The organism is Moorena sp. SIO2C4 (genome assembly GCF_010672485.1).
GTDB lineage: Bacteria > Cyanobacteriota > Cyanobacteriia > Cyanobacteriales > Coleofasciculaceae > Moorena > Moorena producens.
Genome location: NZ_JAAHGN010000080.1, coordinates 1 through 13033, shown reverse-complemented (window position 1 = coordinate 13033; position 13033 = coordinate 1). Strand labels below are relative to the sequence as shown.

Sequence of the window (13033 nt, the reverse complement as noted above, 5' to 3'; positions counted from 1 at the left end):
CCAACCCAATCAGCTCAATCCCATGAGGCCGATTAACCGTGCTGAGGTGGCAGCATTGATTTACCAAGCATTGGTAGCCACAGGCTCTGCAGATGCGATTGGCCGTAGGCCACGCGGGGCGCGTTCGCATCTCCTTATATTGTTAACCCTAACCCTGACATTACCTCCTTTAGCGATATACCTGGACACTGGGCAGAAGATTTTATTCGCCGCCTCGGTAGTCTAAACCTGATTAGTGGCTTTGCCGATGGCAGCTTTCAACCAGATGCCCCTCTAACTTGGGCTGATTAAGCTGCCCTACTGGTGAAAGTGTTTGACCCCAATCCAATCCGTCCAGTTACCCAATTTATTGATGTCCCCCTGAATTTCTGGGCATTACCAGCTATCAACCAATCCTATCGTGGTGGTTTTCTCTCTCGATACCCAGACCAAACCTTCCATCCTCAGCAGACCTTGCGCCGTGTTGATTTGATTGCCTCTCTAGTCAATGGGCTGTCTTTAGCCAAAACTCTAGGGAAGTCAGTGAAAGAGTCTTCTGACATTTCTAAAATTTATGAAGATTGGAAGGATATTCCTGCTTATGCTACCGAAGCAGTTGCGTACGCTACCATCGCCAAAATTGTCGTTAACCACCCCAACCCAACCCTGTTCCATCCCAAGGGAGAAGCCAAAGCGAGCTGATGCGATTGGCCGTAGGCCACGCGGGGCGCGTTCGCATTTATCGATCAGGCCTTGGTGAAGACAGGACGTGTCACTGAGTTCAACTCACCGTATAGTGTTGTCATAAGTCCTAAGTCCTGATTTCACTGACCAACCAACTCACTACCAAAACTAGTTGCAGGTTCTAGGTTACAGGTTGCTGGTTGCTGGTTGCTGGTTGCTGGTTACAGGTTGCAGGTTGTAGGTTACAGGTTGCAGGTTGCAGGTTACAGGTTGCAGGTTGCTGGTTGCAGGATATAGGTTATATTACCAAGCGACGTTGCCAGAAGCCGCTGTGCGTCAATAATTTGCCACATGTGCGACCTTTCCACCTGGAATCGTACCACCTTCCCACCTTGAGCCCTTTTACCCATGACCAATGACTCAGATTTAGCCATTGCCTATGCCCTTGCCTTGCTCAGTCACTATGGGTTTGAGCTCAGGGGTTACACTGTAGAAGAATTAGTCAATCTATGGCTTGAGAACTATCCTGCCAATTGGGTGCGTCTAGCGGTGATTGAGGCACTTTATCAAGGGCGTTACAAAGCGATATCTGTAGAGCAAATTTTGGCAGTCTGGTTACGACGAGGACAGCCTATATATCGCTTTAATCATGAGTTTGAGCGGATGGTTTGTCGTAAATTTCCCCAAAATTTAACCGCTCCGGTTGATAGTAGATCCACAACCGAGAGCTTAGAACTAAGTTTACAGTGGGTAGACAATGTTGCTGAAACCTCTCTAGGTACTAGTTCCGATGAAACTACACCAGAGCAAGGGATGCTTGAGTCAAAGACACTCCAAGCACCACCAACAGGCCAACAGGACACTTCCCCCCCAGCCAAGAGCATATCATCCAAAATACCTGAAAAATCAGTCAAGCCCAGAGAAAGCTTCCCAAAGCCTCTGACCAAAGCCCGTGCTAGTCCTAGCTACAATGTAGATTGGTCAAGTTATGAGCTTAACAAGAAGCCAATTCACCAATTTCATCCACCACCAGACTCTTCAGATGTCTACCAAAAGCTGAAGGCAGTTGTCCAGCACCAAGACTCTGGTACAGTCACAGCTACCGTAGTCGATAAGCAGGTCAGTGATTCAGCGGAAGATCAGGAGGTTGAAAATAGGTCAGAGGCACAGAGTCTTTCTCAGGCCACTGTTAACTTGGATCAAAGTTAACCATCCCACGATTAATCCCCGTGGGATGATTGGCCGTAGGCCACGCTACGCGATTGACCTTTGGTCACGCGGGGCGCGTTCGGAGCTAATCATACCAAATCCTCCCTGATCCCCCTATGGCATACCCCATTGTGATTAAATTATTTTTTATAAACTTTCATCAAACTATCAAGTAATCTTCATTAATATTTAATATATTAGGTATATATCTAGCGATTAATTTATATAATTAATTCCATTATAAAGTCCTTTAGTCACAGTAAATAGAGGTAAATTGGATGCATGAAAAAAGTTTTTATTTTCCCCTATTTTCTGGTTTAATAGCCGGACTAATTTTTGGAATACAGCTGACATTATTTGCCCAAATAATTTTTGAAAACTACTCTGCCCGAGCCTGTGCTAAGATTCCTGATGGCAAATTTGCTGTTTTTGTACCAACAAGTTATTTATTGAATAAAATAAATCTTAAACGAGTCGTTATATCTAACAAATGGGCTTACAATTACAATTGTAAGCTATTTAAATCAAAACATGATTATATTAAAAATTCTCAGGTGATTAAGTCTGATTCATTTATAAAAGATAACTATGCCCCAGCCGGTTATATACAGGTGCCATCAGAGAGATATATGCTCAGGAAAGTGTGGCGAGGTACCCTGATTGGCTATTTTTCTGAATATGAGGCAAATTTAGTCAGGAACAAAGTCCTGGAAAGTGCTTACAGTAAAGAACCAAAACCTATCGATAAGCCTTTTGTAGTCAATAACATAAATACTAATAATTGAGACTATAAGCATTCAGCGGTCAGCGGTCAGTGGTCAGTGGTCAGCGGTCAGCCGTGAGCTTTTGGCTCACGCTACTTGAGGTGCCTTGTGGCACAGGCTTCGACCCTGGGAGGTAACTCAGATTAAACCAATGCTTACCTGTTTTATTCAAAAGCACCTCAAGTAGCGATGCAGTCGGCCAAAGGGGGTTTCCCCCACTCGCTATTGCATCAAGACAGCGTGCGCGTAGCGCTAATCGCTGTTCGCTGATAGCTGATAGCTGATAGCTGATAGCTGATAGCTGATAGCTGACTGAATGCTTACCTTTCAGGTAACACCAAGACGAATTTCTGTGGCCAAAGAAGCCATGGTTAATTGCCCCCCCTGCTGGAGAACGTTAGTTCGTAAGCGAAAGTTAGGGCTAGCAAACCAAAAACGTTCTTCAGCATATAGAGTTTTCCCCTCTGTAATCATTGTTAAAACATCATCCTGGCTGATACTGTAACGACATTTTAGCGATGCAGTCGGCCAAAGGGGGTTTCCCCCACTCGCTATTGCATCAAGAAAGGAAGTTTCTTCAACATCACCATTAGTTCGCAATAGTTTGCCAATGTCAGGATTTTCTGGGTTGGGAACAGCTACAACAACAGTGGAACCAGTTTGCTTTTTCTGCTCTCCTACTACTGTACCGTCCCAAATCACTTTTAAACCAAATATAGCCATACCAGGCTCTATTTGGTATTGTTTACAGAGTGTTATCACCTCTGGGGCATCACCAGATAGCATTTCCATAGTGATGTTGGACTTACCATTTTTCATGGGTTGAGAGGTAATATGATTACTAGTACGTTGAGAAAACCATCTGCCAGCACTCTGCTCAAAAAACTCTTTAATATCCATTGGCTAAGATTGTAAAAATTTGTGGTAGATCGTGGTAGATCAGTGATGTTGGTAATTGGAATCAAGTGGTGCACTGTTGATTCTATCGCGCTATGATTAGCCCAATTACCAGGATGCTACACTAGCTTGAGGCTTCAGACAAACGCAATATAGCCATTTGAGCAGCTTCAGACACTTGAGGATGGCTGTCTTTTGCCAAATACTTTAATGCCGAGATACTTTTGTCCTGACCCAGTTGACCGAGGGCTTCTGCTAAACGTTGACGCACTATCCAATCCTCTGACTGGGCAAAGCGTAGAATATCGTCTATAGCTTCTGTAGCTTTGATTTCCCCCAAAGCAGCAATAGCAGCTTGTTGGACTAGTACTTCCTGACTATCTAACGCCTTGGTCAGCACATCACGAGCACGGGGATCTTGGAGATTACCTAGGGAAACAGCAGCACTAAAACGTACCAACCATTGAGTATCTTCGTAGAACGCCCTAACTAGAGGTTCAAAGGCTTTGGGGTCACCTAGATATCCCAAAGCCCCAGCAGCAGCAGCACGAATTCCGTAATCTGGGTCAGTTGCCATGAATTTGACCAAAATTGGGTAGCATTCTTCCGTAGGCTTGACTCCCAGGGCGAATATAGCCATAGAGCGAACTGGTAAATTGGGATCATCAAGTACCTTTTTAATTAGGGGCACGGCATCACTGGCTTGAACATCCCGTAGTGATGCCAGAGCCATCAAGCGATCGCGCATGTTAGGGCTTTCCAGCTGAGCCGAAAGTTGTTCTAAATTAGAGGACATCGTAGTTTGTTGGGGGTTTGGTTGACAATTAACCTCAGGGGAGTATGAGCAACGGTTGTGATCCGTTAAGAATCTACTCAGCTGTCTGGTAAAGTAATCGTTCTGACCTGCTTGCTAGATCAATGTTTCTACACAATTGTCGCTCTGAGTCATAGTTTTGGGAATGCTATGGCTGTATATATGGAAATTTTTTAGTCAACTAGCTATGGCAAATCAATTCAACTTTCTGCATCTGAGTACAGGTAAGAATAGAAAACAGGCTGATGTGAGAAATACAACCACCCCAGTCACTACAGCTACATTTGCTGATGGTAACTGTTGAATTGAGAGCTGATCGTTCGATTTTGAGACATCAATGATGAGATTAGAGCAGTTCCAGATTCTACGTGAGCTTACAGTCGATGAAGCAGCTTGTGAGCAGCTTCAAGAAATTTTATTAGCTCAGGAAACCAAATACCAAAAGGCACAAGAGCAAATTCACTTTCAGGCTTGTTTATTAGATAACTTACCTATTGGGGTTATTGCCATAGATATGGATGGAACAATTATCCATTGGAATAGTTATGCCTGTAAGCTATATCAATGGCAAGCCCAAGATGTTATTGGGTCGCAGCTATCCGAGATCATGTTTCCCCCTAGAAGTCATGCTGCCATCAAAGAAATTTTTGCTCAATTGTCCCAGTTAGAGTTTTGGCAGGGTGAGTTGCTCATTCAACGCCAAGACGGTAGCCAATTGGCTAGGGATTTTAGGATTAGTGTCCTGGAAGATCAGGTAGGGAAACAGATTGGTTTTGTAGCAACTGTCGTTGATGCTAAAGAGGGCAAACAGGCAGAGATTGACCGTAGGTCACGCTACGCGATTGGCCATAGGCCACGCTACGCGAACGCACTGTCTAACCAGGTGGCTCAAGATAAGCTGAGGCAGGCAATGGGTGATTCCCTTCGGGAAAACTTTGCAGCCCGCATTCGTAAGTCTTTAGATGTGGAGACAATTCTAAATACCACAGTTAATCAAGTTCGTCGATTGTTACAAGCAGATCGGGTAGCAGTTTATCGCTTCGAGTCGGATTGGAGAGGTAGATTCACAGTAGAGTCTGTAGAATCACCCTGGCAGCCGATTACAGGTAGGGAAATGTATAATCCCCACTTCTGGGAAACCCATGCTAATCAGTACCGGTATGCTCCAATCCAAGCGATTGAAGATATCTATTCTGATTCTGGGGGCTTGTCCTCCTATGAAGTTAATTGCCTAGCTCAGTTTCAAGTCGTTGCTAACTTGGTAGTTCCGATCATTTGTGACCCTCAACTAGACCAAAACCAACCTAAAGACTCACCTCTGTGGGGACTACTGGTTGCCCATCAGTGTAGTAGACCACGACAGTGGCAGTTTTGGGAAAGAAATTTGTGGAAATCAGTAGCAGACCATGTAGGAATTGCGATTCAGCAGGCTCAAATTTATCAGGAAAACCAACTCAAAGCCCAACGGGAAGCAACGCTCAATCAGTTTACTCAAAAGATTCGTAGCTCTCTTGATTTAGAGCAGATTTTTAGCACAGCCACTCAAGGAATTAGTCAGCTGTTGGACGTTGACCTAGTAGAAATTCAAGAATATCTGCCACAGCGGCAGGTTTGGTTAACGGTATCTCAATGTAGTAAACACCCTAACTTGAGTAGCCCTTTGGGGGCTGAAACTCCCGATGCGGACAATGAGATTAATCGCAAGATCAAAAATCTCGAAGTGGTGCGTATTAACAATAGCTGCAACTTAAACCTTGAGGATAGTTGCCATGGGTTACTTGTACCACTAAGGTTTCAAAACCGCCTTTGGGGAAAACTGTGCCTGATCAAGATTGATAGTGATTACCAATGGTCTGATGGCGCAGTGACTTTGGTGCAGTCGATGGCTGAGCAACTTGCGATCGCAATTCAGCAAGGCCAGCTTTATCAGCGTCTGGCTAACCTCAACACCGACTTAGAACGGCAAGTACTTGAGCGCACCCAACAACTACGAGAGAGAATCCAGGAACTACAGAGACTAAACATGCTCAAAGATGATTTCTTAAGTACCGTTTCTCATGAACTGCGCACACCTCTATCCAATATGAAAATGGCAATACAGATGCTCAAAATTGCTCCGGAGAGTCAACGACGACAGCGCTATACAGAGATTTTAGAATCTGAGTGTTACAGAGAAATTGAACTAATCAACGATTTACTCGACTTGCAGCGTTTAGAAACCGCCTCTTATCAGGTTTCGAGAACAGTAGTAGACTTGAAAATATGGTTACACCAAATCATTGATTCCTTTTGCTCCCGTATCCAGGCACAACAGCAAATCCTGAAGTTGACTCTGTCAGATAATTTGCCATCGGTTTTGATTGACAAGACCAGCTTCGGGCGAATTGTGACAGAACTGTTCAACAATGCTTGTAAATATACTCCAGCCAACAGGCAGATTATTCTTGAGTTTTTTTACCAAAACAATCAGGATTTGGTCGGATCATATACCGTACCCAAGGTAATATTTAAAATCAGCAATCAAGCTGAGATTGCTGATACGGAATTACCCCACATCTTCGATAAGTTCTATCGCATTCCTAATGCTGATCCTTGGAAGAGAGGTGGTACAGGATTAGGTCTAGCTTTGGTAAAGGAGCTAGTCAAGCAGCTCGACGGCATCATTCAGGTAGAAAGCTCTCAGAGATGGACTACATTTACCGTGCAAATTCCGGCTCCTCAAGGCTCCGAACTCAATGGACACGACAACAGTTTGACGATCAAGTTTTAATCTACCTTCTATGCTTAAGGGAATGCTTGGTCTGTTGCCCAAGGCTATGTTTTGCCTAAGGGTAGCGGTTAACTGATAGTTGAGTTGTGCTACCCTAATCGCTTGTGACTTTCCCGGTTTGAATGGAACACCATTTTCTTAGTCTTCATGTTCTTCAAACTGATCTACTAATTCCGCTGAAGGGGGTCCAAAAGCGGTGTAAATGGATATACCAGTGATACCGATCACAAAAACAAGGATAACAATGCTAAGGACTATTGCGGGTTCCATGGCTGAAATAAAATATTAGTTTGTTTTCTTTTTGAGACTCTGCTCTCTAAAACCTCGACAAACCTCCACATTTAGCTGACTACTTGAGGGAGAGCATGGGAGCAGCTACCCCTACCTGTGCTTTAACGATCAGGCCAAACGCGAGCTAAAGGGGATCTATTGTTAGGAGTAGAATCAGAGTCAATGGTAGCTTTTTTTGATGTTGTCTTAACAAATTTTAGTTTTATTGCTTTTTTTTAAGAATAGCACATAATCTTAACACTGTTAACAGACATGGCCAAACTGATAAATACTATACAGTGTTAGACAGTGTTCGACAATATTTTAGATTTTCGTGTACTTTTGTTGATGTTTGTTGATAAAAAAATCCTAGTCCCTCAAAAAGATTACTTGTGGTGAACGGCAGGCTTGACAAATATAAGGTACTGTGTTAATAATGTGTTAATTGTCTTGGGAAAAGGTGACGTGGCGCGTCATCACTGGGTATGTAGCCCCACATCCGGCAAATATAAATTTGTAATTTCCACGACCCTTACCTCACCAGGTACTTAGGCAAAAACCACGCTTTGATAGTCCTGCAAGTTAAACATGTCTTAAGGATGTGCAGCTGGCGCAAACTCTCTCAAACTATTGCCGAGTCTGGATTCATTGAATTCAAGCGGCTTGTTGAGCATAAATGTCTTTGGTTTAGTGCCTCCTTAGTGTAAGCTGATACATGGTATCCATCGACTAAGGTCGGTAGCTCACAAAATTTCCAACCTACACAAGGCTTGGGGTCTCCCGTTATACCCGTGTTAAGCAGCGTCTGGCAGTGCCAGTAAGGGTTAGCGGGTTAGAAGTTACCGTAAGATAGGGTCGCCTTTATAGGTGATGCTCGCCCATAGCCGCTCCGCGAACCGTCTTGCATAAAAGGGTTAAGTCTTTTGTAATAAGGCGACCCTATCTAAGGTTTCGTCTCCGGGGAATTGCCTGACGGGGTCTCTTGATTTTGGACTGAAACAGTGGTATCAATATTGAGGTGCGACCCAAGGCCGGGTTCCCCGGCCATTGGAAAATGCACCTATTGAATCGTGGATTAATGGCGGTTGGACTGCCGCTCAATGGCTGTGGTAAATCGGTACAGGATATCGAACGCGCCCCGCGTCGGCTTCCGCCGAGGAGCAGCAATTCTCATTCGTGAGTAAGAGCGCGCCCACATCATAATCTTTAATTTGATGTGGGAGTAGTCACAATATCTATTAACATAAATCTAAATTTACCATAAACTCAATTTACCCATGGCACAAAGAACTCGGCTAGGAGATATTCTCAAACCCCTTAACTCGGAATATGGTAAAGTTGCCCCAGGTTGGGGCACTACTCCTGTAATGGGAGTCTTTATGGGGCTATTTTTCGTCTTTTTGCTGATTATTTTGCAGATTTACAACAAATCAATCCTCATTCAAGGTTTCAATGTTGATTGGACAAGCCTAGGGCAGTAGTATACTGCCAGGCTCAACTGCTAATCAAACATTTCAAATATTTCAGCTCCCTCCCGGCTTGTCCGGGTTTTTTAATGCTGTTGACAGCAATGGATAGGCTAGGAAGTCCCTGGGATTAATACCTTTAGTTAAAATAATTTGGTTAAATTGGATTAGTTCAACTGGCTTAGTTCAACGGAACAGCGGTCAATTTGGGTCAAATGTGGAATACTAATAACAGCAAACTAGTAACAGCAAACCAGCACTTGACAAATCCCAGGAGGTTATATAATGAACGTTTTTGGTATGGGTTTACCGGAAATGGCGTTGATTATGGTCATTGCCCTATTAGTATTTGGCCCTAAGAAGTTGCCAGAAATTGGTCGTAGTCTGGGTAAAGCGATTAGAGGCTTTCAAGATGCCTCCAAGGAGTTTGAAAATCAGTTTAAGCTAGAGGCACAACAGATAGAGCAAGGGCTGAACACCCCTACCCCAAGTGAATCTGATCAAATTACCACCAAAGAAGTTGCTACAGCAGAAGTTGATACAGCAGAATCAAACAATCATGCTACGACTCCCTCTCAAAAAAGCTAATCCCAGGGACTTCGAGCCATTTCAGCAAGAGGCTAGACCAAAGCAGGGATGATGACTAGTACTGCTGCGGGGAATTAAAAATTATGGTATTAACAATTCTTGAATGCTTATTACATAAGCGTTTTGCTATTTTTGAATCCTATCTTTATTTCCGCCGTGCTCTACTAGACGACTCTTTAACTCTAGTCCGGTAACTCAGTAGTCGATTGCCTTGGCAACCATTGACGCTCCACGAGCAAGGGGTTTGAATAGTCGTGGAGTGTCAACAATGAGTTAGCTACTGGATTTACCATTTTTCTCATTCTTCTTAGTAGAAGGTGCCTCAAACTTGTAGCCAACACCTCGAACTGTCTGAATCAAGGAAGGGTCACTGGAATTCACCTCAATTTTACGGCGAATTTGACCGATATGGACATCAACTACTCGCTGATCTCCCACATAATCGTACTCCCAGACTTCCTGGATTAACTCAGAACGGCGCAAGACCCGACCCGGATGACAGGCCAGAAAATGGAGTAGATCAAATTCCAGAGCAGTTAGAGGGATAAGTATTTCGTCTATAGTTACCTCCCTGCGCCCTGGGTCGATGACTAAATGGTCGAAGACTAGGCGTTCTGCTTCAGTAGCAGTAACAGCCCGCTTCCGTTTCAAAATTGCTCTAACTCGATTTTCCAGCTCTTGTAAATCAAAGGGCTTGGTGATGTAGTCATCAGCACCTTGTTGAAATCCTTGATTTTTGTCAGCAGCATCCGACCGACTGGTGAGCAAGAGGACAAAGACATCAGTGCGGCTCTGCATTTGCTGACACAGGTTGTAGCCAAGGGCGTCAGGCAAATTCACATCTAGAATGACTAAATCTGGATTAAATTGCTCAAATGTGGCAAGAGCCGTCTTGCCATCTTGAGCAGCCTGCATTTGAAAATTCTTTTGACTTAAGAAGCGTAGAATTAAATTTCGGATTGCCGGATCGTCATCTACGACAAGAATCTTGGCGGCGGTCATAACTTTCCACGGAAAACGGGATCACAAATTTAAGACGCAGAGTGTTTTGACACCAACGGTGCTGTTGGGCATTGTAGACAATTATCCTCAGATTATTAGGCAATGCCAATAGTTGGTCAATCGCATAGGCAGATCAGTTATTTTCAAAATTCCCCCACAGTAGGACTTCCCGAACCACGGCAAAAAGTCTTTTTTTCTTGTTCTAAAGAGCAAAAAACCCATAGCCTTGATGAGTCTATATGGATTTACTAACGGTTCTAACATTATTCAGGAATTCTCCGGTGATTTGGCCAAAAAACTGAGATGCACCGGCATTGTGTTGACTTCACTGCGGCACTGCTGTTTGAAGATCAAGCTACACTAGCACCCAGGGGCATTGACACCACCCTCAACCAAGACGACTCTGTGAACAGTGGTTACCCAGAGCAAGGTTGAGAGTTTCTCGTGCCTAACCTTAACATATACATAACTAGTTTAAAGTTGCTGTCATACTAATGAAAAGAAGGTATGTGAAAACAAGGGATGTCTCGGAGGTCTTGAATGAGTGATAACAATCCCTATGATCAGCTTGGGGTTACGGAAGAAGCGTCCTTTGATGAAATTCAGGATGCCAAAGGTCGCCTGATCCAAAAGCATCGTGGTAACCAAAAGCTTTTAGATACCGTAGAGGCGGCCTACGATGCCATTATTATGGATCGACTTAGGATGCGCCAGGAAGGAAAGATTAAAGTTCCTGATCGCATTCGTTTCCCGGAGAAGGCTTCTCAAGCTCCACCGAGTTTTCCCCAAACACCAGTTAATAACTCTCCTGAGTGGCTGAAACGGTTGTGGGATACTCCGACAAGAGAAGACATAATCTGGCCGAGTGCAGTGTTCTTAATCTTAAGCAGTGCTACTGTCCTTGACACCTCATCCGGAAACTCGATTTTGCCGTTGGTGATGGCTATAGGCTTCGGATTCACGATCTATTTCCTCAATCGGAAAGAACAACAATTTGGTCGTGCGGTGTTGCTAACCCTGGCAGGTCTGTTTTTAGGTGTGGGATTGGGAAGTTTGCTGGGGAATTCTCTGGAAAGCCAATTCACCAACCTAGACTTGAAAACAGAAGAACTGGCTACATTGGTGACATTTGTCTTGCTTTGGGTGATTAGTTGCTTCTTACGTTGAAAATAGCCATGGGGGATTGGGGATTAGGACGTGCCTCCAAAAGCACTAACTTGTCTCGTAGTGGTGCTTTTCCCCTTGATGTGATATCTCCCAAACTTCTCTACCCTTGCCTGGGTTTGCCCCGTGGAAACCAAGCCAGTCGCTCATGGGGAGCGACTGCATCATGACCATGAAAAGCAGTTTTCATAAAAATTGCTTTTTTAAATCACCACAAGCCCTGTAAGCCAAGACTTTAGCGCGATTATTTTATAAATATTTTTATTTTATAAATATTTATCATAGCCACAGGCTAGAGAGCCAATTTTCTTAACTGTGTTAATAAAATTAAAGTTGATCAAACCCTTTCTGTTAACTGATCCGAAGTTCCCTGGTCTGCACGGCGAGTTAGTGATATAATTTCCTAAATTTTGAGATAATTTAACCACGCCATTTTTTGAAATAAAAAATCACTTGAACTTTCACGGTTCATTTCATCCCACCCTGACCGAGGGTCAGGTGTAGGGCGCGCTCTAGCCGGATCAGCTAAAATCGCACAATCATACGGCTTGTAGCAGTGCTGTGTCTAGAACTAAATCTACCGCTTCAGTGAGATTATTGACGATAAAATCTGGTTCGTAGAGATTGAGCTGAGTGCGATCGCGTATTCCAGATAAAACTCCAATTGCTTTAATACCGTGGGTTTTGGCAGCCACTATATCCGCTTCTGTATCGCCAATCATCCAGACATCAGAGGCAGCTGGGAGTTTTTTTAGGGCTTTTGCCATTAGCAAAGGTTTATCTTTAGTGTCACCGGTCTTAACATAGTCGTTACTCAGGCAATACCGTCGGTTAGGGGGGAAAAATTGCTCCAGGTCTAAGCGACTGAACGCTTCATCAAGCTCTCGCACCCGACGCATGGTCATGACGGCTAAATCTATACCTGCTTGTTGTAATTTTTCCAGGGCATCTATCGCTCCGGGAACCGGTTGATCATGGACTAAGTAGGGCAGAGTGTGTACAGTTTGACGGCGCAGCTGAGCAAATGCTTCAGCTTGGCTGGGATCGAGACCTGAACGAATACCAATAATTATCTCCGGAACACGCCCCCTCTTACACTGCCAAAACTCCGCCTTGGACATGGGCAGGATTGGCTGGTTAGGGCGTTGGATTTCTTTGAGACAAAACTGGTAAACCCGATAGTAACGCTCCGACACATTCATGATCGGACCGTCAAAGTCTGTAAATACTCTAATCATTATCTAACAAAATGTAATATTTATTTACATTATTATCTCATCCCGTGAGTATTTATCACTAAAGTTACGAATTTGTAACATTGCCTATGTCTTAGGACTTACCCATTACTCCTGACAGGGGTAGGTTTTTGAGGTTTGGGTCGGGAGTCGGGAGTCGGGAGTCCGGAGTCGGGAGTCGGGAGTCGGGA

At 44.1% G+C, this 13033-nt stretch carries 16 protein-coding genes; 11 read left to right on the top strand and 5 right to left on the bottom strand.

Annotated elements, in window-relative coordinates; translation table 11 throughout:
- From F6K20_RS06965 to F6K20_RS06940, 5 genes are all read left to right on the top strand, one after another.
- Nucleotides 1-226 (top strand): hypothetical protein (locus F6K20_RS06965; protein ID WP_287294219.1); only part of this gene is annotated, 226 nt, incomplete at its 5' end.
- Nucleotides 178-291: an S-layer homology domain-containing protein gene (locus tag F6K20_RS06960; RefSeq protein WP_353736736.1), complete on the top strand. Its 114-nt coding sequence runs from the start codon at nt 178-180 to the stop codon at nt 289-291. The genes F6K20_RS06965 and F6K20_RS06960, both read left to right, overlap by 49 nt.
- A gap of 12 nt (nt 292-303) precedes the next feature.
- Nucleotides 304-681, top strand: a complete 378-nt coding sequence (locus tag F6K20_RS06955; protein WP_008180496.1) for an S-layer homology domain-containing protein — start codon at nt 304-306, stop codon at nt 679-681.
- A gap of 390 nt (nt 682-1071) precedes the next feature.
- Complete coding sequence (locus F6K20_RS06945; RefSeq protein ID WP_008180500.1) at nt 1072-1872, top strand: hypothetical protein; 801 nt, start codon at nt 1072-1074, stop codon at nt 1870-1872.
- Between the two features lie 278 nt (nt 1873-2150).
- Entirely contained in the window at nt 2151-2657 is a 507-nt protein-coding gene (locus F6K20_RS06940) for a hypothetical protein (RefSeq protein WP_008180502.1), read from the top strand.
- A gap of 306 nt (nt 2658-2963) precedes the next feature.
- Here the strand turns inward: F6K20_RS06940 and F6K20_RS06935 are convergent, their stop codons facing one another.
- Nucleotides 2964-3536 (bottom strand): phycobiliprotein lyase, encoded by a 573-nt coding sequence (locus F6K20_RS06935; protein ID WP_008180504.1) that lies wholly within the window; start codon nt 3534-3536, stop codon nt 2964-2966.
- Nucleotides 3537-3657: 121 nt separating this feature from the next.
- Complete coding sequence (locus F6K20_RS06930) at nt 3658-4329, bottom strand: HEAT repeat domain-containing protein (protein ID WP_008180506.1); 672 nt, start codon at nt 4327-4329, stop codon at nt 3658-3660.
- Nucleotides 4330-4684: 355 nt separating this feature from the next.
- On the opposite strand from F6K20_RS06930, the gene F6K20_RS06925 reads away from it, so the two are divergent.
- Nucleotides 4685-7117, top strand: a complete 2433-nt coding sequence (locus F6K20_RS06925) for a sensor histidine kinase (RefSeq protein WP_081431866.1) — start codon at nt 4685-4687, stop codon at nt 7115-7117.
- Nucleotides 7118-7255: 138 nt separating this feature from the next.
- Here F6K20_RS06925 and psbN read toward each other — a convergent pair whose 3' ends face one another.
- Entirely contained in the window at nt 7256-7387 is a 132-nt protein-coding gene (gene psbN, locus F6K20_RS06920) for a photosystem II reaction center protein PsbN (RefSeq protein ID WP_008180512.1), read from the bottom strand.
- A gap of 1277 nt (nt 7388-8664) precedes the next feature.
- On the opposite strand from psbN, the gene psbH reads away from it, so the two are divergent.
- Nucleotides 8665-8868: a photosystem II reaction center phosphoprotein PsbH gene (psbH, locus tag F6K20_RS06915; RefSeq protein ID WP_008178875.1), complete on the top strand. Its 204-nt coding sequence runs from the start codon at nt 8665-8667 to the stop codon at nt 8866-8868.
- Between the two features lie 270 nt (nt 8869-9138).
- Nucleotides 9139-9441 carry a TatA/E family twin arginine-targeting protein translocase gene (locus F6K20_RS06910; RefSeq protein ID WP_044492070.1) on the top strand — a complete coding sequence of 101 codons (303 nt, stop codon included), beginning with the start codon at nt 9139-9141 and terminating at the stop codon, nt 9439-9441.
- 273 nt (nt 9442-9714) lie between these two features.
- Here F6K20_RS06910 and F6K20_RS06905 read toward each other — a convergent pair whose 3' ends face one another.
- Entirely contained in the window at nt 9715-10443 is a 729-nt protein-coding gene (locus F6K20_RS06905; RefSeq protein WP_008178873.1) for a response regulator, read from the bottom strand.
- Nucleotides 10444-10746: 303 nt separating this feature from the next.
- On the opposite strand from F6K20_RS06905, the gene F6K20_RS06900 reads away from it, so the two are divergent.
- From F6K20_RS06900 to F6K20_RS06890, 3 genes are all read left to right on the top strand, one after another.
- On the top strand, nt 10747-10878 hold the full coding sequence (locus F6K20_RS06900) for a hypothetical protein (protein WP_271969968.1): 132 nt from the start codon (nt 10747-10749) through the stop codon (nt 10876-10878).
- Between the two features lie 105 nt (nt 10879-10983).
- Nucleotides 10984-11610: a CPP1-like family protein gene (locus tag F6K20_RS06895; RefSeq protein WP_008178869.1), complete on the top strand. Its 627-nt coding sequence runs from the start codon at nt 10984-10986 to the stop codon at nt 11608-11610.
- Nucleotides 11611-11618: 8 nt separating this feature from the next.
- Nucleotides 11619-11777 carry a hypothetical protein gene (locus F6K20_RS06890; protein WP_008178867.1) on the top strand — a complete coding sequence of 53 codons (159 nt, stop codon included), beginning with the start codon at nt 11619-11621 and terminating at the stop codon, nt 11775-11777.
- A 369-nt stretch (nt 11778-12146) separates the two neighbouring features.
- On the opposite strand, the gene F6K20_RS06885 is transcribed toward F6K20_RS06890, so the two are convergent.
- Nucleotides 12147-12845, bottom strand: coding sequence for an HAD family hydrolase (locus F6K20_RS06885; protein WP_008178865.1), 699 nt, complete (start codon nt 12843-12845; stop codon nt 12147-12149).
- Nucleotides 12846-13033 lie beyond the last annotated feature (188 nt).